Source organism: Streptomyces sp. NPDC002870 (assembly GCF_042888505.1).
Taxonomy (GTDB): Bacteria; Actinomycetota; Actinomycetes; order Streptomycetales; family Streptomycetaceae; genus Streptomyces.
On sequence record NZ_JBIAPW010000045.1, the window covers coordinates 36,507 to 58,285 of the forward strand.

The 21,779-nt window shown below is 68.3% G+C and carries 11 protein-coding genes and 5 pseudogenes; 5 read left to right on the forward strand and 11 right to left on the reverse strand.

The window, feature by feature from the left end; translation table 11 throughout:
- Positions 1–147: 147 nt before the first annotated feature.
- The 5 genes and pseudogenes from ACFYWY_RS34795 to ACFYWY_RS34815 form a co-directional block, all read right to left on the reverse strand.
- Positions 148–648, reverse strand: a complete 501-nt coding sequence (locus tag ACFYWY_RS34795) for an ATP-binding protein (RefSeq protein ID WP_389194397.1) — start codon at positions 646–648, stop codon at positions 148–150.
- 36 nt (positions 649–684) lie between these two features.
- Complete coding sequence (locus tag ACFYWY_RS34800; protein ID WP_389194400.1) at positions 685–1,329, reverse strand: lactate utilization protein C; 645 nt, start codon at positions 1,327–1,329, stop codon at positions 685–687.
- Positions 1,326–2,744: a LutB/LldF family L-lactate oxidation iron-sulfur protein gene (locus ACFYWY_RS34805; protein WP_389194460.1), complete on the reverse strand. Its 1,419-nt coding sequence runs from the start codon at positions 2,742–2,744 to the stop codon at positions 1,326–1,328. Before ACFYWY_RS34805 ends, ACFYWY_RS34800 begins: the two co-directional genes overlap by 4 nt.
- 20 nt (positions 2,745–2,764) lie before the next feature.
- Positions 2,765–3,562, reverse strand: coding sequence for a (Fe-S)-binding protein (locus tag ACFYWY_RS34810; protein WP_389194403.1), 798 nt, complete (start codon positions 3,560–3,562; stop codon positions 2,765–2,767).
- A 35-nt stretch (positions 3,563–3,597) separates the two neighbouring features.
- Positions 3,598–5,333 (reverse strand): annotated as a pseudogene (locus ACFYWY_RS34815) (L-lactate permease).
- Positions 5,334–5,538: 205 nt separating this feature from the next.
- Here ACFYWY_RS34815 and ACFYWY_RS34820 point away from each other — a divergent pair.
- The gene (locus tag ACFYWY_RS34820; protein WP_389194406.1) at positions 5,539–6,297 is read left to right on the forward strand and encodes a FadR/GntR family transcriptional regulator; all 759 of its coding nucleotides are present in this window, start codon (positions 5,539–5,541) and stop codon (positions 6,295–6,297) included.
- Between the two features lie 561 nt (positions 6,298–6,858).
- On the opposite strand, the gene ACFYWY_RS34825 is transcribed toward ACFYWY_RS34820, so the two are convergent.
- Positions 6,859–8,637: a diguanylate cyclase domain-containing protein gene (locus ACFYWY_RS34825; protein ID WP_389194409.1), complete on the reverse strand. Its 1,779-nt coding sequence runs from the start codon at positions 8,635–8,637 to the stop codon at positions 6,859–6,861.
- A 1,334-nt stretch (positions 8,638–9,971) separates the two neighbouring features.
- Here ACFYWY_RS34825 and ACFYWY_RS34830 point away from each other — a divergent pair.
- Positions 9,972–11,185, forward strand: a protein-coding gene (locus ACFYWY_RS34830) for an IS3 family transposase (protein WP_389194412.1) whose coding sequence is annotated in 2 segments (ribosomal slippage) — positions 9,972–10,221 and positions 10,221–11,185 — 1,215 coding nt in all. Because the reading frame shifts where the segments join, the coding sequence is not laid out codon by codon here.
- A gap of 42 nt (positions 11,186–11,227) precedes the next feature.
- Here the strand turns inward: ACFYWY_RS34830 and ACFYWY_RS34835 are convergent.
- Entirely contained in the window at positions 11,228–14,017 is a 2,790-nt protein-coding gene (locus ACFYWY_RS34835; RefSeq protein WP_389194415.1) for a BTAD domain-containing putative transcriptional regulator, read from the reverse strand.
- Positions 14,018–14,480: 463 nt separating this feature from the next.
- Here ACFYWY_RS34835 and ACFYWY_RS34840 point away from each other — a divergent pair, with 463 nt between their 5' ends.
- Entirely contained in the window at positions 14,481–16,970 is a 2,490-nt protein-coding gene (locus ACFYWY_RS34840) for a GDSL-type esterase/lipase family protein (RefSeq protein ID WP_389194418.1), read from the forward strand.
- An 877-nt stretch (positions 16,971–17,847) separates the two neighbouring features.
- Here the strand turns inward: ACFYWY_RS34840 and ACFYWY_RS34845 are convergent.
- The 3 genes and pseudogenes from ACFYWY_RS34845 to ACFYWY_RS34855 form a co-directional block, all read right to left on the reverse strand.
- Positions 17,848–18,068: pseudogene (locus tag ACFYWY_RS34845) on the reverse strand (transposase); the annotation flags it as partial.
- Positions 18,069–18,135: 67 nt separating this feature from the next.
- Positions 18,136–18,600 (reverse strand): annotated as a pseudogene (locus tag ACFYWY_RS34850) (transposase); the annotation flags it as partial.
- Between the two features lie 133 nt (positions 18,601–18,733).
- Positions 18,734–19,975 carry an IS110 family transposase gene (locus ACFYWY_RS34855; RefSeq protein WP_389194421.1) on the reverse strand — a complete coding sequence of 414 codons (1,242 nt, stop codon included), beginning with the start codon at positions 19,973–19,975 and terminating at the stop codon, positions 18,734–18,736.
- 236 nt (positions 19,976–20,211) lie between these two features.
- Here ACFYWY_RS34855 and ACFYWY_RS34860 point away from each other — a divergent pair.
- Positions 20,212–20,412, forward strand: a pseudogene (locus tag ACFYWY_RS34860) (oxidoreductase); the annotation flags it as partial.
- 528 nt (positions 20,413–20,940) lie between these two features.
- Here ACFYWY_RS34860 and ACFYWY_RS34865 read toward each other — a convergent pair.
- A pseudogene (locus tag ACFYWY_RS34865) lies at positions 20,941–21,154 on the reverse strand (hypothetical protein); the annotation flags it as partial.
- 69 nt (positions 21,155–21,223) lie between these two features.
- Here ACFYWY_RS34865 and ACFYWY_RS34870 point away from each other — a divergent pair.
- Positions 21,224–21,427, forward strand: a complete 204-nt coding sequence (locus ACFYWY_RS34870) for a hypothetical protein (protein WP_389194424.1) — start codon at positions 21,224–21,226, stop codon at positions 21,425–21,427.
- Positions 21,428–21,779 lie beyond the last annotated feature (352 nt).

Below are 21,779 nucleotides of genomic sequence, written 5' to 3' on the forward strand. Positions count from 1 at the left end.
CACCCTGTACGGGAAGTTCGCCGACTTCGTCGACCTGGCCCCGAAGCACCCGTCGGCCAGACCCGAGGCATCGAGCCGGCCGGGCCGAGGTCCGTGGGGGCCTATTGTCCCTTCAGGCAGTCGACCCGAGCCTTCAAGGCGTGCCGGTCAGGGGCTGGTGGATGTCTCCGCAAGGCCGCCGGACGGCGTTTCAGGCAGAAGCGCCCAGACACGGGTTCCCGTGGGTGTCCGGTGAACTCCGTGTAGCTGAGAGAGAGCCCCCACAAGGTGGAGTCCCCGGCCGCCTTCCGCAACGTCCTCGCCCTGGCGCGGTTGGTCCGGAACCCGCCACAGTCCCTTGTCGAGGACTTCGATCCGCACCGTGGAACAGGAGTGTGCGAGGCGAATGCTGACGTCGGGGGAACCACTGTGCCGGATCGTATTGGTGACGAGTTCCGAGACGATGACGCGTGCCGCGTCGGCCACCTCGTCGCCGACCCGCCATGCCGCCAGCCGCGCCTTGGTGAAGGCTCGTGCTCGCGATACTGCTTGCTCCGAGGTCGGCAGGGTGCAGCATGCCAGGGCACTGCGGCGCGCTGGCTGCGTAATGGCCGGTTTGAGTGCCGCCTGAATGCGGTGTCCTGGTGATGGTGGGTAACGGGGCTGCATCACAACTCCCTGGAGCGAACGGATCGAATGAGTACGTCAGATGACGACGAGGGCTTCTAGCGTGCGTGGGCCGTGAACGCCCTCGACACGGTCGAGTTCGATGTCGCTGGTCGCCGACGGGCCGGACACGAACGTCAGTGGCCGCATCGGATCGAGCCGGGCCAGTGCCTCCGGCACACCGGCGAGGACCTGTTCGGCTCGCACCACGCACAGGTGGTAGTCGGGCACCAAGGTCAGGGCCCTGCGCCCCTGCCCCGGGCCGCCGTCGAGGACGAGCGTGCCGGTGTCGGCGATGGCGATGGCAACCGTGGTGACCACGCCGTCGACCAGGTCCAGTTCATTGACGGGTAGCCGCGGGTCGTCCCTCAGCACGCGCTCCGGAGCCAGCTCGGCCCGCCACTCCCGCGGAAATCCGCGGGGGATCACCACGCTGCCGGCGCCGCGAGCGGCAAGGGCCTGCGCGACGGCCGCCGCGGCTGTCTCAGCCGTCACCAGCCGCACCGGAGCCCCGTAGTCGGCCATCCGTTCGGCGAGCCACTCGACCGTTTTCCGCGACCCGGCGGGCGGGCTACCCCTCAGCGAGTAGTGCCGGAGAACCGGCACGTCCTCGGGCCGCTCGGACTCCGGTACGTCCCTCAGCGCGCGGCGGATGCGGTTGAGAACTTCCTCGCGTGCGTTCATCGGTGCACCTTCTTCCACCAGGCCCGAAAGCTTTCCTGAGCCGGGAGCGGCGCGTCACGGGCGTCGGTCCAGGCGGACAGCCCGGGCACGCGGCCGATGCGTCCGCGCCGGGCCAGCAGTCGTCCGGCTGCGGAGCCCGCGCGCTGTGCCGCCGCCAGCCGGGACGGAGCGGAGAGCACCCAGCGCGCGGCCTTCATCGCCAGCCGCTCCGGCTTCGGCATCCGGTGCACGCGGCTCTCGTCCACCACCCGCGCGCGCAGATGGACGAGCACCTCCGGAATGTTGATCTTGACTGGGCACACCTCGTAGCACGCGCCGCACAGCGTCGAGGCGTACGGCAGGGAGCGGTCCACCTCCGAGGCCGTACCGCGCAACTGGGGGCTGAGGATGGCGCCGATCGGGCCGGGATAGACCGAACCGTAGGCGTGCCCGCCGACCCTCTCGTAGACCGGGCAGACATTGAGGCAGGCTGAGCAGCGGATGCAGTTCAGCGCCTGGCGGCCGATCGGGTCGGCGAGGGTGTCGGTCCGCCCGCCATCCAGGAGCACCAGGTGAAATGTGCGCGGTCCATCCCCGGCGGAGGTGCCGGTCCACACCGAGGTGTACGGATTCATCCGCTCGCCCGTGGAGGAACGCGGCAGAAGCTGCAGGAAGACCTCCAAGTCCCGCCAGGTGGGCACGACCTTCTCGATGCCGACCACGGAAATGAGCGTCTCGGGAAGTGTGAGGCACATCCGCCCGTTGCCTTCCGACTCCACCACGACCGCGGAACCCGACTCGGCCACCAGGAAGTTCGCTCCCGAGATGCCGACCTTTGCCCGTAGGAACTTCTCCCGCAGGTGCCGCCGGGCCGCTTCGGCCAACTCGCGCGGTTCGTCTCCCAGATCGGCGGGCGCCGGGGTGCCGTAAGCGGCCATGGCACCCCGGAAGATCTCCCTGATCTCTGCCCGGTTGCGGTGAATGGCCGGCACGAGGATGTGCGAGGGGTGGTCCTGGCCGAGCTGGACGATCAGCTCGGCCAGGTCGGTCTCGTACGCGGCGATGCCCGCGTCGGCGACCGCCCGGTTCAGCCCGATCTCCTGAGTGGCCATCGACTTGACCTTGACCACCTCCCGTTCCCCCGTGGCCTGGACGAGGTCGACCACGATCCGGCCTGCCTCCTCGGCGTCGCGGGCCCAGTGAACCCGCCCGCCCGCCGCGGTCACCCGTTCCTCCAGCTCCAACAGATAGCGGTCCAGGTGACGCAGGGTGCGTTCCTTGATCGCACGCCCGGCCTCGCGCAGTCCCTCCCAGTCCTCCAACTCGCCCACCGCGTCCGCCCGCTTGTTCCGGATGGTGCCGGTGGCGTGCGCGAGATTGCGGCGCAGCTGGGCATCGGTGAGAGCGCCTTTTGCGGCGCTCGGGAACGCCGGCATGCCCAGGAACGTCGTGTCGCTCACAGGAACTTCACCCTTTCCGTCATGGGCCGGGACTGGTCTGACGGCCGCGGTTCGTCCTTGGCCGGTTCCTCTTCGGTAGAGGCGAGGATCTCGGCGAGGTGCAGTGTGCGCACACGCGTACGCAGCCGGGACAGCACGCCGCCGATCTGCATCAGGCAGGAGTTATCGCCCGCGCACAGGACTTCGGCTCCGGTGTGCAGGACGTGGCTGACCTTGTCCGCACACATCGCCGCCGACGTATCGGAGTTCTTGAGCGCGAAGGTGCCGCCGAAGCCGCAGCACTGGTCGGCCGCGGGCAGCTCGACGAGGTCGATGCCGCGCACCGCCCGCAGCAGGGTGAGCGGTTTGTCGCCCACGCCGAGCATGCGTAGGGAGTGGCACGTCGGGTGGTAAGTGGCCCGGTGCGGGAAGTAGGCCCCGACGTCGGTGACATGGAGGACGTCCACGAGGAACTCGGACAGCTCGTACACCTTCGGGGTGGCTGCTACAGCAGCAGCCAGCCCGGTGTCCTGTGCCACCTCGGCCACCCGGCCGTGGTACTCGCGCACCATGGCGGCGCACGAGCCCGACGGCGTTACAACCGCGTCGTATCCGGCGAAGGCCTCGACGAAGCGCCGTACGAGCGGCACGCATTCCCGCTGGTAGCCGGTATTGAAGTGCATCTGGCCGCAGCAGGTTTGTTCGAGTGGGAACTCCACCGTGCAGCCGAGCCGCTCCAGCAGCTTCACCACCGCTCGGCCGGTCGAAGGGAAGAGGGTGTCGTTGAAGCAGGTGATGAACAGCGCGATACGCATGATTCCTCCGATGCGCGACAGGGGTGCGACGGCGCTTAGGGGAGCATCCAGGCGAGGAGTCCCGACTGCAGGTAGACCAGCACGCACATGCCGAGCAGGAGCAGCAGGCTCCACTTGATCGCGCCCCGGAAGAGCACGGACTCCCGACCGACCAGACCGACCGCGGTGGCGGCGATCGTGAGGTTCTGCGGACTGATCATCTTGCCGACCACGCCGCCCGAGGTGTTGGCGGCGACGAGCAGTGTCGGATCGAGACCGGCCTTGCTCGCGGCCGCCTGCTGAAGGGTCGCGAACAGCGCGTTGGCCGAGGTGTCCGAACCGGTGACCGCGGTGCCCAGCCAGCCGAGGATCGGCGAGAGGAACGCAAAGGCGGCGCCCGTACCGGCAATCCACGAACCGATGGTGATGGTCTGCCCGGACAGGTTCATCACGTAGGCGAGCGCGAGGACGGAGGCGACGGTCAGAATGGCCCAGCGCAGCTTGGCCACCGTGGCGGCGAACTCGCGGACCGCAGACGCCGCGCTCACCCGGTAGACGGCGGCAACGACCAGCCCGGACAGGAGAAGCAGCGTGCCCGGGGAGGACAGCCAAGGGAAGATGTAGACCGTGGTGGTCGATGCTTTGCCCGCGGCCGTCAGGACCTGCCCGTCAAGCCCAGGCCAGCTGATCTTGAGATCGCCGGCGGCGAGGAACTCCTTGACCGGTGTCCACAGTTTTGCCACTGAGAACACCGCGATCACGATGAGATAGGGCAGGAACGCCATCACGACACGGGGGCCGTTGCTGCGGTCTTCGGCTGTCGCTATGCCACTCGGAGCCGGGCGGCCCTGCGTGGCTGGACCGGCACTGCCGCTCGGCTCGGGGCCGGGGGCGGGCCGGCCGCCGTGCGCCTGGGGGCCGGAGTCACCGGTCCGGTCGGACGCGGCGTCGGCCTCGAGGTCGGCCCTGGCTTGATCGGCGCCCTGCGGCTGCCACACGCGGAGGAAGAGGACGACCGCCGCGAGGCCGGCCAGTGAAGCGATGATGTCGGTGAGTTCCACCGAGATGTAGTTGGAGCTGACGAACTGAGCGACCGCGAACACCACTCCGCACACCAGCGCCACCGGCCAGGTCTGGCGGATCCCGCGTCGGCCGTCGACGAGCGCCACAAGCAGCAGGGGCACGAAGAGGGCGATCAGCGGCGTCTGTCGACCCACGTAGGCGCCGATGTCCGTGTAGGGGATCTTGGTGAGATTGCCTGCCGTGATGATGGGAATCGCGATGGCGCCGAACGCGACGGGGGCCGTGTTGGCAACCAGTACGGTGATCGCCGCACGTACAGGAGCGAAGCCCAGCGCCATGAGCATGACGCCGGTGATCGCCACGGGAGCGCCGAATCCGGCCAGCGCTTCCAGCAGGCCGCCGAAACAGAACGCGATGACCACTGCTTGGATCCGCGGATCGTCGCTGATCAGGCCGAAAGCCCGGCGGAGATCCTCAAAGCGGCCGCTGACGACGGTCAGCTGGTAGAGCCAGATGGCGGTGAGAACGATCCACATGATCGGAGACCGAAGGCCGCGCCCTCACTCGCCGACAGCAGGGTGAGGTCCGCGGGCATGTCATAGCCGATCACAGCGACGGCGATCGCCACGGCGAGTGATGCGAGGCCGGCCCAGTGGGCCTTCAGTCGCAAACCGCCGAGTAGCAGGAAGAGGGTGAGCAACGGCAGGGCGGCGACGAGCGCGGAGATCGCGAGGCTGTCGGCGATGGGGGAAAGGTTGGGCTGATACATGCGACTCTCACATCAGGTGTTTGGTCAGACCATGCTTTGGCCTTCTCACGCTAGGCACCCAGAAGTGCCCATGTCCAGGGTTCTGTCATCGGAATTTGACTTGGTCTGACCAAAGACTGGATGCCTCAAGCTATGATCGGATGCGGTAACAGGGGACTCGCCCCGACCGCGGACGCGGGGCGACCAAAGGGTGAAAGGGCTTCCATTGGCTGAGACGACCGCGGCCTGGGAACCGGTACCGCGCTCACGCACTTTCGAGCTCGTCCTGGCCCGGATCGAGGAACAGATCCTGGCGGGCAACCTGCGCGTGGGCGACCGGCTGCCACCGGAGCGGGAGCTAGTAGACCTTCTCGGGGTGAGCCGCGCCGCCGTACGGGAGGCTCTGCGGGTGCTGGAGGCGCAAGGTGTGCTGCGCTCACGTGTGGGCACCGGACCGGCGTCGGGCACCGTCATCGCCGCCATGCCCAGCGCGGGCCTCACCCAGCTGCTGCGGCTCCATATGGCGCTGGCCAACTTCCCGCTCGGTGACGTCGTCGAGGCACGTGCCACGCTGGAGCGCTCGAGTGCCCGCCTCGCGGCTGAACGGGCCACCGAGGACGATCTTGCCCAGATGCGGGACTCTCTCGTGCGCATGGATGTGGCGGGACTGGCACGCGAGCAGTTCAACGACTGTGACACCGACTTCCACGTTGCCATCGCCGAGGCCGGCGGCAACCGGCTAATGGCCGACATGACGATCGCTGTCCGCAGCGCGGTACGCCACACCCTGCTCACCGCGTTCCACAAGCTCTCGGACTGGGAATCCGTCGCGGCCCGGCTACGCGCGGAGCATCACGCGATCTACAACGCCATCATGGAGCGAGACGCCGAGCGGGCCGGTGACCTCGTGGAAGCGCACATCAGGGGCTTCCACCACGACATTGTCCGCATGGTCCTGGAAGCGCCGGAAGCCGGAGCGTCGTAGCCGAAGCCACGCCACGGACTTCCCCGGCGAGGATCTCATCCGGCGCAACAGGCCGAACTCAGCACACCTGTGGGGTTGTTACCAGGCTTCCGTGATGACTACGCCTGGATGAGGAGTCTGGCTCGCCGCGGGGAAACGACGCTCCTTTGGACGGCCGGGGCAGCTCCGGCGGGCCGATCCACTGACGCCTCACCAACCTGAATGTTGACGCACCCCTCAGTGACGCACCCCTCAGCGGGAGGGTTGGGGCCCGTCCGCAATGCCCGTCAGCACTACCGAGGCGACATTCCCGCGCTTCCGCGAACGCTTCTCCCGGAACAGCATCAGGCAGCAGACTCACCCTCACGGCCTTCGTCGTGGTCACGTGCACCTTGGCCGGAGCACATGATCAGACGAAGACCGCCTCAACGTCCGGCGAATGCCCAGGGGAGCGAACCAGTTCCGGACACCGTTCGAGGCCCGGGGTTACGAACAAGGTCAGAGCGAAGCACACCTGTTCAGTCGATGACCGCGGTGGCTTCGACCTCAACCCACGTTGCGGCGAAGATGCGATGGGCCAGGTCAGTTGCCGTCGCCGGCCGGGCGGCTTATGGGAATCCGCCGAGTATCGAAGGCTCTGATGCAGCCCTTTCCGGCTGCCTTGGCTCGGTACATTGCGAGATCGGCGTTGCGTATCAGTTCTTCCGCGCTGGTGTGGGGAGCCGCGGCGGCAGTGCCGATCGAGGCGGCGATTGTGACCTGAATTCCGCCTATGTCGTAGGGCTGGGACAATGTGTGGAGGAGCCGTTCCGCTACCTCCCGTGCGTGTCCTTCGCTTCCGGCTCCTCCTGTGAGCAGCGCGGCGAACTCGTCTCCGCCCAGCCGGGCCACGGTGTCTTCTGCCCGGACTGCGCTTCGCAGTCGGAGTGCTGTCTGGACCAGCAGTTCATCGCCTGCTGCATGTCCTGCCGAGTCGTTGACAGCCTTGAACCCGTCTAAGTCTACGAAGAGCACCGTTGGCGGGTAGGTGGCAGCCGAGCGCATCCTCAGTGCGTGGCGGACTCGGTCGTGGAACAAAGCACGGTTGGGCAGCCCGGTCAGGGCATCGTGGAAGGCAAGGTGTTCCAGCCTGGCGTGCAGCGCGGCCCGCTCGCTCACGTCCCGGCTACTGAGAAGGGCTCCCTCGCAATGACTGCTGATCGCAGACTCGATGTGGCGCCACTGCCCGTCTGCTGCCCGCAGACGGTATGAAACGTGGTCGCCAGCCCATTCCGCGGATGTGCCGGGGTCCTGCGGTCTCCTGACGATGCTCATCAACCTGGTCCGGTCATTGGGGTGGACGAGATGCGTGAGTGAGGTGCCGAGAAGATCCTCGGGCCGGTGTCCCAGGACCGGGTATACGGCCGGGCTGAGGTAGCGCAGGACGCCGTCGTGCGCGGCGATCATGATGATGTCGCTCGATTCCTGGACAAGTAACCGGAAGTACTTCTCGCGGGCCGTGATTTCCCTGTTCAGCCGCCGGTTGTCCGCCTGCACAGCGGCCTGTCGCACGCCCAGCCCGACGACCACGAAACTGCTGACCGCAAGTGTGGTGGCATCCAGCCGTCGCAGTGCCAGGGCCTGGAGGGTCATGCTGACCATGCACACGATGAGCGGGATGAGCGCCGTGACTGTCTCTCGCACCGTTGGTTCGCTGCGGCCGCCCCGCAGAAGGCTGCCGCCCCCGCGCATCCAGGGTGACACGGCGATGATGAGCAGGCCCGCAACGCGGCACTCCAGCGCACCGGAACATGTCCACCAGGCACCTGGCCCGGCACACCACAGGAACAGCATGTCACCAGTCAGCATGATGGCGAGCCCGGCGGCGGCGACAGTCACGGTGGCTCGCTCCTGGCGGCGCACGGCGAACCACAGCCCAGCCAGGAGACCCAGCACCAGGATCTGCACCACCGTGCGGCCGGCCACCGAGACGCCCGCCGACAGGCTGTCGCCCGCTTCGGTCCGTCGCAATACGACCGTCCAGCCCACGGTGAATAGGGACCCGGCGGTCATCCACCCGTCAAGCAGCCGCCTCAGTAGCCCTCCGCCCTCGGCCGCAACCACCAGCCCGGCCACCGCCATACCCGCCGCGATCGCCAGCACTGCCATGACGAACAGGGGGGCCAGCGTTGGGGAGTCCCCGCCCACCGATCCTTCCAATGCCCCCGACACACCTCTGGACACCTCGTACGCACCACCGCCGACCGCCGAGGCGCCCAGCAGTGTCAGACGAAGCCGCACCCGCCCCGAAGTCAGGTAAGCACGCGCGAACAGTGAGACGGCCACCACTCCCTGCGCGGCGAGTGTGCTGACGGGCGCCATGAGCGGCAGATCCCCCGGTCCTGCCACCAGCCCGCCAAGAGCGCACGCAGTAAGCGCCACCGAAACCGCACCCGCTGCGTACTGCGGCCAACCATGGCTCCCCCACGCTGGCCATTCCTGAGCAAGACTGTCCCGACCCAGCAACTCAGTCCCTCCACCGGCTCACCGGGCTGAAGGCCGGCGCGCATCTGCAACGAACAGCATGCCGGTCATACTTGTCACAGGGCCGGACCTCTGACTCGTTCACCTGAAACGGTGACCACCGCATCATGTCCGGCATGACGTTGATGGGAAGATGTTCGGCAGGGAACCCCACGGACGCGGCCCTGCTTTCTGCTCTCCGAAACCCCAGCAGGATGATGCGGCCCGCCAGGGCGAGGCCTACCTGGCTTGCGGTCGACTTCGACCGGATCGCCAGCAGCGAGAATGGCTTTGCCGCTTCGGGCCCTGGCGGGCCCGATGGTGAGGGTTCGGGTCCTGCCGGGCATGCCCTCGCGCTCGAACCGCTGTCAGCCGTCGAAGTTGATCACTCGGGGCGGGAACTGCTGGACGTGGAGGGGCCTTGGTGTGAGGGTGGAGCTGTGTTGACCCGCGCTCAGGCCCGACGACGCGAACACACGAGGATTGGCGCCCGGTTCTGGGTCTGCTCCCGATCGTGTGATCGGGGGTGTTCAGGATCGCGTTGTAAGGGCATCCGCCTGATATGAACGGTCAGAGGCAGGACGTCCAGGAGCCGGCCGCGGTGGCAGCCGGGTCCACAGATGTCGGTCGATTGCTTTGCGAGCAGCTTGCCGAGGCGATCGCTGCTGTCCGTTCGCGGGGCGCGATGGTGCAAGGGCGGGCCCCCGGGCCCGTCGACGAGAGCGGTGCTATCGGGTCAGACGGCGGCTCATGAGGGTGATCGCTGCCCATGTGATCAGGGCCTCCGTCAGAAACCGCGGCCACTCGCAGGCGGTCCGCCGTTCGGGGGCGTAACCAGGCGGTGTCCTGTTGCGTTGACTCTTCGACACGTGTACTTGTTCCGTCCCCCCCTCACGGCGGACTCGTGTGGGTGACAGCCCCGACTCCGCGCCCGGCGTCGGGGCTGTCGTCGTCTCCCAGGGTCAGGCGGGAGGGGCGACGGTCGGGCCCGTCTGATCGGCAGGCTGATCGAGCTGCTGCTGGCGGCGCCGCTGCTCGTTGTGGTGATCTTCGACGCGCTGGTGTACAGCTTGAGGGCTTCCTGCCCACGGTGGGGCCGGAACTCTTTGTAGGGGCCGATGCCGAGGTGAGGCTGATCCTTTGGAGTGGACACCCTGACAATGGATCTTGATGGTCCAGGGAGGGATGTCCAGGTGGGACGCAAGTCTCCGTATCCGGAGGAGTTCAGGAAGGACGCGGTCGCGCTCTACCGCGCCGCGGGCGGCAAGCGCACATACGCGGCGGTGGCGGCGGACCTCGGCATCACCGCTGAGTCGCTGCGGACGTGGGTCCGCAAGGAAAACGAGTCCCAGGCACTGCCCGATCGCCGCGAGGCCGGCGGGAGTCCGGCTGAGGAACTGGCCTGGTTGCGGGCGGAGAACGCCCGGCTGCTGAAGGCGGAGAAGGAGTGGCAGCTGGAGCGCGAGATCCTGCGCCGGGCAGCCGCCTATTTCGCTCGGGAGGTGAAGTGAGCCCCCGCCGCTGGGACTTCATCTCCGAGAATCGCGCCACCTTCGGCGTGAAACGGATCTGCCGGGTCCTGGGCGTCTCCCGCTCCGGCTGCTACCAGCACCGGGCCACTGCAGACGCCCGCGCCGAACGAGCCGTCGAGGAAGAGCGAACGGTGTCGGAGATCCGACAGATCCATGCCGACCACCAGGGCGCCTATGGCGCCCCGCGCGTCCATGCCGAACTCCGCTCCCGCGGGAGAAGGATCAACCGCAAACGCGTGAGCAGACTGATGAGGATCAACCGCATCGTCGGACGGCACCTGCGGCGCAAGAAGTGCACGACCATTCAGGACAAGGCGGCCCCGCCGGTGCCGGACCTGGTGATGCGTGACTTCACGGCGGACATGCTCAACACCAAGTGGTGCGGCGACATAACGTACGTCGCCGTCGGCTCGACCTGGCTGTATCTCGCCACGGTCATCGACATCTGCTCGCGGCGCGTGATCGGCTGGTCGATCGCGGACCACATGCGCACCTCGCTGGTCACCGACGCGATCGAGATGGCCGTGGCCGCCCGCGGCGGCCCGGTCCACGGCGTCGTCTTTCACACGGACAGGGGCGCGCAATATGGATCGGCCGCCTTCGCCGAGGTCTGCCGTCGGCACGGCATCCGCCGCAGCATGGGCCGCGTCGGCTCAAGTTATGACAACGCCCTCGCCGAATCGTTCTTCCAGGGCCTCAAGCGCGAGTTGCTGCACAAAAGGCGCTGGACCTCGAAGGCGCAGGCACGGCTGGAGCTGTTCAGGTGGCTGTCGTACTACAACCGGCGCCGCCGCCACTCCGCCCTCGGCTACCTCACACCAGCCGAATACGAACAGCAATTGATCACGTCACGTACGCTGTCACTCGTCGCGTGAAACCCGGTGTCCACCCCCGGGGATCAACCTCAGTCCGGGGCGTCAACCGGTAGGTGAACCGTCGGCGTCCATCGGCTCGGGAGCGTTCCCGGCCGACTCCATCCGGTCGTGCAGCTCGCGTGCCCGCTCGCGGTGCGCCGCCGCCTCGCCGGGCCGGTCCAGGTCGGCCAGGACGTCGGCCAGGTGGTCGAGAATCGTCGCCTCAGCGGAAATGAATTCCTCACGTCGGGCCTGTGCCAGGCCCTCCCGCAGCAGCGGCATGGCCTGGTCGGGCCGTGCGCACCTGCGCAGCGCCACCGCGTGGTCGTCCAGCAGCAGGACCTCCAGCAGCCCGAGTGTGACCGTGGTGCGCAGCTCCAGCGCTCGGCTGCTGTACGTCAGCGCCTGTTCGGCCGCGTCCAGGCCCAGACTGAGCTGGGACAGATGGTGCAGCGCCAGGGCCGTGGTCCGGTGGTCGCCAATGGATCCGGCGGCATCGGCGGCCGCCTCGTAGTGGGCCAGGGCGGCCGTGGGCCGCCCTGTGCGCCCATGGGCAAGACCGAGGTTGATCAGGCCGGTGGCCTCGTCGCAGCGGTCGCCGCCGCGACGGGCCGACTCCACCGACTCTTCCAGGTGCCGCACGGCAGCCACAGCGCTTCCCGCCTCGATCAGGGCCCACCCGAGCAGGTTGCCGACCCGCGTGCGGGCGACCGGATCCTCGGCGCGGCGGGCCGCCTCCATCCCGTGTTCCAGCACGGGTATCCAGTAACGGTGGCTCTGCCAGGTCATCAGCGGCCACATCAGCACGGTCAGGCGCCAGGCGCGCTCGGGCAGGTCGGCACGGAAGGCCAGTTCCACGATCGCGCCCAGATTGTCGGCCTCCGCCGCGTACCAGTGCAACGCCTGCCGAGCGCTTTCCCACCTCGGGATGGCCGGCGGCGTCGTGCACCATGCCGGCAGGTCACAGCACGGCCGGCCGGAGGGGTCCGCCAGACGGGACGCCACGTAGGCCGCATGCAGGTAGTAGTCGATCAGCCGCCGTGTCGCCGACCCGTCGTCGGACGGGTACTGGCGGGCGTAGAGGCGCACGAGGTCATGGCGGCTGAAGCGGCCGGGGAGCGTCTCAGTCACCAGGTGCGCCGCGCCCAGTTTCGCCAGCGCCCGTCCGGCCTGGCCGACGCTCAGTCCGCTCAACGCGGCGGCGGCGTAGCGGTCCGTGTCGGCGCCGGGGTGGACGCCGAGCAGTGGCACAACCGCCCGGGCGTCCGGGTCAAGTGTGCGCACACTCAGACTCAGTGCCGCGGTGACGTCCGAATCCTCCGTTGAAAGCGCCGCCAGCCGGTTCTGTTCGTCGAGAAGTTCGTCCACCACCGCCTCCAGTGGCCACGCGGGATGTGCCGCGAGCCTGGCGGCGGTGATCCGCAGCGCGAGCGGCAGTCCGCCGCATAGCTGGGCCAGGGCCCGCCCGGATGCCGGGGAGCGGGCCATGCGCCCGTCGGTCACGACCGCGGTCAGCAGGGCCACGCTCTCCGGTCCGGTGAGGGTTTCAAGGCCGACTCGGCGGGCTCCGTCTCGTACCGCCAGTCCGTCGAGACGGTTGCGGCTGGTGACCACGACGGTGCACGCACCACCGCCGGGCAGCAGCGGTCGCACCTGTTCGGACCGCCTGGCGTTGTCCAGCACCACGAGCAGCCGCCGCCCGGCAACCGTCGAGCGGAACAGGGCCTGGGCCGCGAGCGTGTCCGCGGGAATGTCCCGGGGCGTGACCCCCAGGGCCGTCAGAAACCCGTGGAGCACGCTCGCCGGGTCCACCGGGCCGGAATCGTCGAAGCCCTGGAGGTCGGCGAACAGTTGCCCGTCCGGGTACTGCCCGACCGCGGAGTGCGCCCAGCGCAGTGCCACGGACGTCTTGCCGACCCCGGCAGGCCCCGTCACCACGCACAGCGCGCCCGGGTCATCGGCCACAGCAGCAGCCAGCGTCGCCAGCGCGTCGTCCCGCCCGACGAAGGCCGCTGGCTGTCGGGGGAGTTGTGCCGGCACGGGGGCATTCGCCGACGGCGGGAACGCCACTGGAGGCGGCATCGTCGCCGTGCTCGGGGCCGGTTCCTCCGGTCTCCGGCTGCCTTCGGGTGGGCCGCCTCGCAGGACGTCGGCGAGCGCCGACTGCAGCGCGGCCCCCGGATCTACGCCCAGTTCCTCGGCCAAGCGCTCCCGGATTCGGTGGTACTGCTGCAGTGCCTGTGCGTGCCGACCGTCTTGGTGGAGGCACAGCATCAGCAGGCGGGCCAGCGGTTCCCGCAACGGCTGCTCCTCGAGCGCGTCGGCCAGTTCGGCGGTGACGAGCCCTCCGCAGCCCGTCCGCAGCATCCGCTCCGCCAACTGCTCGAGAGTCTGCAGGCGCACCTCCGCCAGCCGCGGCGCCGACACCCTGCGCAGCAGGTCGGAGCCGCAGTCCACCAGGGCGGGACCGCGCCACAGGTCAAGGGCCGCTCGCAAGGTCCGTACGGCTGTCTCGTCGTCCTCACTGGCTGCTGCCGCCAGCAGATCCGCGGCCCGATGGGCGTCCACCCGGCCGCGGTCTGCCTCCAGGCAGTAACCCGGCTGCCGGGTGACCAGTCGGAAGTCGCCCGTCAACGCCGGCCGCAGCGCCGCCACATGGCCCTGTAGGGCGGTCCTGGCCGTCGCCGGCGGAGTGTCCCCCCACGCGGCTTCCATCAGGCGCTCGACCGGTACCACCCGGTTGAGGTCCAGAGCGAGTGTGGCCAGCACGGCCCGCCGCTTCGCCCCGCCGATGTGCAGGGAGGCGCCGTCCCTGCCGCGTAGCTCGGTCGGGCCGAGGAGGAGGACGTGCACAGTGTCACCCTACCCGCCAGTAGGGTGTCGATATCGGTCCGACTCCCCGCCGTGGAGCGGGACATGTCCGAGATTGAGCCTTGCTGACTCCCGGGGAGAGCTGCCTGGAGCACGCCGTCTGCGGGCGACGTTAGCGGCGCGTTGGCGGAACGAAAGCGGCGTCCGTGACGCTGGTGATGTGCCGTTCCGGCATACACAGTCGTCGCGATCGGGGGAAGCTGCTCGCCCTGCTGCCGGTCCGGGAGGAAGCGATCGTCACGGGCCGGCGTGTCCCGCGCCGCGCAAGCTCCCGGGGATCAACCCACCTCCCTCGCGCGGCCCTCCGTGTGCGCGCCCTTGCCCGAGACCAATCGAGCGGAGGGAGCGATTTTCCACCTCCGCACGGGGCGGGTGCGGGCGCCGCGACGGCAAACCGACTCAAGGCCGCCGGGCCGACCGGGGGCAGGACAAAGGGGAATCCTTGTTGACCTACAGCCGTCCGTGCGGACGAACACGCCGAAGACTGGCCGGGAAGGAGTTCCGCGTCGTCGCGCTCGTGATGGCGCTGGCGCTGGCCGTGGTCGGCCTCGCTCCCTCCGCGCAGGCACAGTCCGCAGACTCTGCCTCCATGACCGCCTGTGAACTCTCCAACTGGCAGGAGGCGGAAGCAGCGAGCGACAGGCAACGCCCGGGAGCCGCCGGGAAGGCGTCCTTCCACATGGGGTGCGCGGCCGATGCCCCTGAACGCTTCGCCGAGAGAGCGGCGGCCCCCGACGACTTCCTGATGACCTTCGAGATCGACGAGACCGACGAAATCGACCAGAAGCAGCTGGAGAACGAGGTCGAGAAGGTGCGCAAGTCCCAGGCTGCGGGGCAGACCCTGAGCGACATCTTCAAGTCCCGCGCGAGCACCTACAACCTTGGCGTGTACGCGGTGCCTGGCGACGGCCTCGAATTCGACGGCACCATTGACGTCGTAGACGGCAGCCTGGTACTGGTGCTTCCCGCCGACGAGATCGTTCCTCAGGCGAACTGGTGGCAGAAGGTCATCGCTTTCTGGGCGGGATTCGCAGCGGGCACCCTGTCCTCCGTGATTTGCGTCGGCTTCTTCGCCGTGGGAGCGCCTCTCGCCCTGCCGGTGTGCGGGGCGGTCGGCGGCTTCGTAGGAGGCATGGTCAACGAGCTGCTCAACGCCGTGTTCGACGAGAGGGAGATCAACGGCGATGTCTGGGCGGAGGCGTTCGCCGTGGCCATCTCCCAGGCCGTTGCCGGTGCCGTCATGGGCGGCGTGATGAACTGGGCCCAACTCAACTCCCACCCCTTGATGCAGCAGATAGCCCAGGGAGTCAAGGACCTGGGATCCAAGCTGGCTACGGAGTTCCGCGCGGCGGTCGACTACGCGGCCGGGGTCGCCCGGCAGATCGGCGGGCAGCTGTACGCGAAGCTCCTCGAAGTGGTGGGGAAGGCAGGGATCAAGGGCGCCCCCACCACGCTCAGGGTGATGCCGCTCGGGGACTCGATCACCTCGGGCGTCGGCAGTTCGACCGGCTCCAGCTACCGGGCCGACCTGTGGAACAGCCTGTCTGGCAACAGACACACCGTGGATTTCGTCGGCAGTCAGCGTTCCGGCCAGCTGCCGGACACCGACCATGAGGGCGTTTCAGGCAACCTGATCTCGCAGATCGCCGACCGTTCGCGAACTGCGGTCGGGATGTACCGGCCCAATGTGGTGACGATCCACGCGGGCACCAACGACATGGACCGCACCGTGGATCCGACCGGCGCACCGGCCCGGCTCGGAGCGATGATCGACCAGATCCTCGCGGACTCCCCGGGCGTGACCGTCCTGGTCGCCACCCTGGTGCCTTCCCGTGACGCGGCGGTACAGAAGCGGATCGACGCGTTCAACCAGAAGGTCGTGGACTTGGCCGAGCAGAGGTTCAGGGCCGGCAAGAAGGTGCGTGCCGTCAGCATGAGCTCGCTCACCAACGCGGACCTCGTCGACAGGCTGCACCCGAACGACAGCGGCTACCGGAAGATGGCTGACGTCTTCCACCATGCGATCGACCAGTCGATCCTCTCGGGGATGGTCAAGAACGCCGGACCCGGACCCGGACCCGTGTGCAACGACGCGCCCAACCGGTGGCTCTCCCGGGGGCAGATCGCCTCCGGTGTCGGCGCGCCCCTTACCGAGATCGCCTTCGCCGACATCGACGGGGACAGGCGCGACGACTACCTGGTGGTCAACCGGTCGACCGGTGCGGTGCGTGCGTGGCTCAACCGTGGCGGTGACTCCGGTGGTTCGGCCGGCTGGGCCCCTCGTGGTCAGATCGCCGCGGGCGTTCCCCTGACGGCAGCTGAACGGACCACGTTCGCCGACATCGACGGGGACGGACGCGACGACTACCTGGTGCTCAACGCCTCGACCGGAGTCGTGCGTGCGTGGCTCAACCGTGGCGGTGACTCCGGGGGTACGCCCGGCTGGACTCCTCGTGGTCAGATCGCCGCGGGCGTTCCCCTGACGGGCGATGACTGGATCACGTTCGCCGACATCGACGAGGACGGACGCGACGACTACCTGAAGGTCAACAGCATGACGGGTGTGGCGTACGCGTGGCTGAACCGTGGCGGTGACTCCGGTGGTTCGGCCGGCTGGGCCCCTCGTGGTCAGATCGCCGCGGGCGTTCCCCTGTCCAGGACTGACACGATCACGTTCAGCCAGATCAACTGCGACCGCCTGTCCGACTACCTGGTGGTCAACCGGTCGACCGGTGCGGTGCGTGCGTGGCTGAACCGTGGCGCTGACTCCGGTGGCAGACCCGGCTGGACCGCCCGCGGCCAGATCGCCGCAGGCGCTCATAGCGGGGCGGTCGTCTTCGCCGACATGGACGGCGACGGACGCGACGACTACCTCGTCCTCGACGACAACGGCGCGGTACACGCCTGGCTCAACCGCGGCGGCGACCCCGCCTGACTCTCTGACGGCCAGGACCCCTGTGAAACGGCCGGGGGTGCTCCTTCGGGACCACCCCCGGCACCCCTCGCACCCAGCGCTCCAAGCGGTAACGGCGCTACAGACGACGCCCGGTCCCTTCTCGGCTGCAAGGCCACCTGGACGGGCCTGCCGCTGCTGTTTCCGGCGTCTTCGAGTCGGCCGCGTCCTGCAGCCCGGGCTGTGCCCCCTGCGGATCACATTCCGCTCCCGGCGGATGCAGCCGGTGCGGTGCATCGTGCACACCGCGAGAGTGCACGACATCGTCCGGGCGGCGCGCGGTGCGGTGGGTGGGTGGGTGGCTACATCGTCGGCGCGCGCACTGGATGCCGGAAGGTCGGCCGCCATCGCCCAAGACGGTCGCCGGGTGGATCCTCACCCACTCGGACGTCCTTTCGGGGAACGAGCGACTGAAGCTCAAGTCCGTTCTGGCCCACTGCCCCGAGCGGGACGCCCTCGCCGGGGGCGGGTCGCAGCGTCACGGCTTCCTCATTGGGCTCGACGGCGCTGATGCCTCCCCAAGGCGGAGTCGGGGTCGCGCTCGATCGCCGGTTCTCCCAAGGAGACGATGCCCACCGGCACGACTCTTTATCCGTGTCGGCTCCACTGGCGTGCCAAGGTCGAGGCCTTGGAAGGCGAGATTGAAGAGCATGAAGACCCACGCCCCATCGGCAGCTGTGACCTGCCCAAGGCGCGCCGGGTGTCCAGCCAGCCCATGACGTCTGGCGAGCCACGGACGACACACGGTGGGCGTGGTACGTACGCGCCTACGCGTCAGGGCTCCTGGCTTGCCGCCCCCAGATATGGGTCTGTCAAACGAGCGGCCCTGTCTCGCATTCGGTGGTAACGCAGTGTGGGGCTATCCGAGGAGGATGCGGTGGCGGAGGAGGGTGAAGCCCGCTCTGCCGTACATCTGCCTGGCGATCAGCTGGTCTTCGTGTTCACACCCTCGGCGGGTCCATTGCTGTAGGGGAGGGTGAGCCCGGCGGCGACGGCGTCGTGGTCCTGGTCGAGGCCGTTGAGAAACGGGGCCAGCTCGGGCAGGGATATCTCGCGTACGTCCTTCGTCCAGGAGTCGAGTTCCGGGCCGCGGCGCTCGGTCAGGAGCGGGTGTGTCAATTTAACGGCTGATCTTGGTTGTTGAGGTTCAGTTGTTGGCCGGGGTGAGCCGGCCTTCGAAGGCGATCTGGAAGGCGTTCAGGGGTGCCTTCCAGCGCATGGTCCACCTCTTGCGGCCTTTGCCGGTCGGGTCGAGGCTCATCAGCGCCATATAGACGCATTTGAGGGCAGCGGTCTCCGAAGGGAAGTGGCCGCGAGCGCGAACAGCTTTGCGTATCCGCGCGTTGACACTCTCGATCGCGTTCGTGCTGCAGATGACCTTGCGGATCTCGAGGTCGAAGGAGAGGAAGGGCACGAACTCGGCCCAGGCGTCCGACCACAGCTTCACGATCGCCGGATACTTCCGGCCCCATGCCTCTTGGAACTCCAGGAACCGCTCCGTCGCCGCGTCCTCGCTGGGAGCGGTGTAGACGGGCTTGAGTGCTTTGGCGACCTTGTCCCAGTCCTGGCGGGCTGCGTAACGGAAGCTGTTCCGCAGCAGGTGGACGACGCAGACTCCCCCTGTCCACCTCCCTGGTTCTGCGCCGTGTTGACATGGTCGGTAGGAAGCTGATTGAGGGCATGCCGAAAAGCCGCGGGGTGTCGTTTCGATCACCTCGTGGTCGCGCAGATGCGGCGAGTGGTGTTCAGGCCGTGAGGTCGGCCTCCGAGCGGTTGCTGAGGTGGAATTCGGGGTCGTAGAGGGTGTGGTCCTGCCAGCAGCGCCAGAGGACGCGGATCCAGCGGGCGCCGAGGCCGCGGATGGTGCGGTGGTGGGGCTGGCGGCGGGCTCTGGCCTGCTCGTATGCCTCGCGCACCCAGGGGACTTCGCGGGCCATGTTGAAGACCCACCAGTCCACCGCGTGGCGCATGCGCTTGTTGGTCGCGTAGCGGAAGCGGACCTGTCGGGTGCGGCCGGAAGATCGGGTGACCGGGGCGACTCCGGTCTCGGCCATGAGTGCGGCCGGGGTGGGGAACCGGTCGCGGTCTTCGCCCATCTCGGCCAGCAGGGTGGCCGCGCAGGAGCGACCCATGCAGGGGAAGCTGAGGAAGATCGGCGCATCGGGATGAGAGGCGAGCAGCGTGTCGACCCGCTTGTTGAGGATGCGGATGTGGTCGTTGAGCAGGGCGAGTTGCTCGGCGAACAGGACGGCGGTCAGCTGCTTGCCGGCGACCGTGCCCGGGGCCGCGGTCAGCAGGTGTGTACGCAGTCGTTCCACCAGTACTTCGGGGCGGGTGCGGCCAGAGTAGCCGTGGCGGCCGGTGAACGCCTTCATCCGCTCGGGTCCAATGCGGCGGGCCTGTTCGGGGGTGGGGTAGTCCTGCAGGAACGCGAGGCTGATGTCGCGGTCGAGGGAGGAGAACAGGTGTAGCACGGCCGGGTGGTAGGACTCGAGGATGGCCCACAGCTGGTTCTCCAGGTCACGCTGGTTCCAGACAACACGTTCACGGTCGCGGATGACCGCCCGCAGCTCGGCCAGCTGCGGCGATGCGACCGGCAGCGGGCGCCAGTGCCGGTACTCGTGGCGCAGGCTGTCGGCCAGAACGAACGCGTCGAAGGCGTCGTCCTTCTTCGGGGCCATCCGGTAGCGTTCCCGCGCTCTCGCGGAGATCTTCGGGGAGACGCAGTAGAGGGTGTGACCTGCGGCCTGGAGGCGCTCGACCAGCAGGCCCTCGCCGCGTTCGATGGCGATCCCGGCCAACGGCGTGTGGCGACGCAGGTGCCGGTCCAGACGCTCGAGGCCGTCAGCGGTGTGCGCGTAGCGGCCTTGGTGCACGACCTGACCGGCCGTGTCCACGAGGCAGAGCTGCTGATGGGCGTTGCCCCAGTCGAGGCCAGCGAACACCCCAGTCGCTTCAGTGTGGTTGGTGGGTAACGAGTGGTCCATGGATTCCGTCCTGTCGGTCCAGGTCACCGACCGGGCGGCCCCGCTGGTACCTCATCTCGGCGCTCGAAGCGCAACTCCCGCTGGCCAGTTCGCGGCCCGCCTCCAGCGGGAGGGACGGGTCTGCATGTGGGCCTCGAAGGCAACGCGTTTGCATAGGTCCTCTCCCGCTGGCGCGGTGACCGGCGGGCATCTCCCGCCACCAAGGAGTGTGCACGGATGATGTTCGAAACCTGCACCTCGAAGCGGAGAAGGCACCGCCCTTCAACGCCGTCTTCTACACCCTCGACCTGCTCGTCCCGATTACCGCCTTCGGACAGGAAGCTGCCTTCGCACCACGAGACACTGGGCAATGGCTCGCCTACGCGCTGACCGCTGCCGGGTGGATCCTGGCCACGACCGTCGCCGCCGGCATCTCACGTGCAACCAGCCGCCAGTAGCGAACCAGACGGCCCACGAAGTGACTTCGGCATTCACGGAACTGCGAACAGAAAAACGGCTCTGACGGCGTTTTCGTGATCAGGCGCACTGGCAAGTGGGTGCTGTCTCTCGCCCTGTCAGTAGGCTCGCGACGTGACGGATCACGGCATTGAGTTCCCGGTCTTCCGACTTCATGTTGTGCCAGCGGTTCTCGCCCTTGCGAGTCCCTCGTGGCGGCGCGTTGTCTGGCTGCGACCGGAGGAGTTCGAGGACCTGGACTACGTGGTCACCGTGCTGTTCGACGACTTCTGCAATGCAGACGATCCCGCGCCGTGTCTGGGCAAGAGCCTGCGGAGCGAGGAGGAAGTCGCGCTCATCAAGGAGCTGGGAGGCCTACTCGGCCGTGCAGGAAGCGGTAGGTCGCGGTGCTCCGGACGAGATCTATCTAGATGCTCCAGGATGGAGCAACGTGATCGCAGTCGCAGGCAGGTTGGCTCAGGTGATGGTCACCAATGACCTCCAGGCCGCGTCTCTCCTGCATGAACAGCTCAACCTTCCTCACACCAAGAGGCCCGCTGAAGGGGCATCGACGGCTGGGTGAGGATGCGAGTGCGGAGGAGTTCGAACGAGGCCCGGCCATACATGGCTCGCTTGAGTGTTTTCACCCGGTTCACGTGGCCTTCTGTCGACGACGCCGGAACTCCACGACAGAGTGAGGCCAGCGGTGACGGCGTCGAGGTCCTGGCGGAGGAAGCCGGCGAAGCCCTGCATCGGCTTCGGGGCGTCCTGCTCGGCCTGGCGGATCCACTCCAGAAGCAGGAATCCGCGCCGGTGACGGACGAGATCGGCGAAGGCTCGGGCCAGGTCACAGGCACGGGTGTCGGCGTGCGTACACGTGAACGTGGCCCTGGCAGCACGCGTGACATCGCGATGAACACCGTCCGCCACGCCTGTGCCGTCGCACAGGACGAGGTGCACGCCCCGGCCGCGAATCTGCGGCTGCTTGCCAAGTCCGTCGACCACCTGTCCCGCTAGGCGGCTGCCGCCGAGCAGGGGAGCCAGCGGTGAGCCGGGCCGCGCACGAGCCACGGCCGGGTCTGGCTGCGACCCTGCTGGGTCTGCTCGGGCTCCTCCCGCCGCCAGCGGGTGGCTGAGGGCCGCGGCAACGGCGGGTGACGGTGCAGCCGGTGTCGTTGACGGCGCGGGTCCACAGCTCCCGGTCGAACCACTTGGCGATGTCCGGCTGCAACTCGGTGATGGTCCGCATCCGGGCTTCCCTGTCGTGGCCGGCCGGGCTGGTCCCCCGGCGCGTACGTCCCCGCGGAAGCAGTCGGCGAACGCCGGAGCTGGGAGCCGTGACCAGCAGGCTGCTGGATGTGGTCAATTC

What these genes read in the sequence shown, in the direction of transcription:
- ACFYWY_RS34795 (WP_389194397.1), bottom strand. Translation starts at nt 648, where the DNA reads ATGCAGCCCCGTTACCCACCATCACCAGGACACCGCATTCAGGCGGCA.
- ACFYWY_RS34800 (WP_389194400.1), bottom strand. Translation starts at nt 1,329, where the DNA reads ATGAACGCACGCGAGGAAGTTCTCAACCGCATCCGCCGCGCGCTGAGG.
- ACFYWY_RS34805 (WP_389194460.1), bottom strand. Translation starts at nt 2,744, where the DNA reads ATGCCGGCGTTCCCGAGCGCCGCAAAAGGCGCTCTCACCGATGCCCAG.
- ACFYWY_RS34810 (WP_389194403.1), bottom strand. Translation starts at nt 3,562, where the DNA reads ATGCGTATCGCGCTGTTCATCACCTGCTTCAACGACACCCTCTTCCCT.
- ACFYWY_RS34825 (WP_389194409.1), bottom strand. Translation starts at nt 8,637, where the DNA reads ATGGCGCCCGTCAGCACACTCGCCGCGCAGGGAGTGGTGGCCGTCTCA.
- ACFYWY_RS34855 (WP_389194421.1), bottom strand. Translation starts at nt 19,975, where the DNA reads ATGGACCACTCGTTACCCACCAACCACACTGAAGCGACTGGGGTGTTC.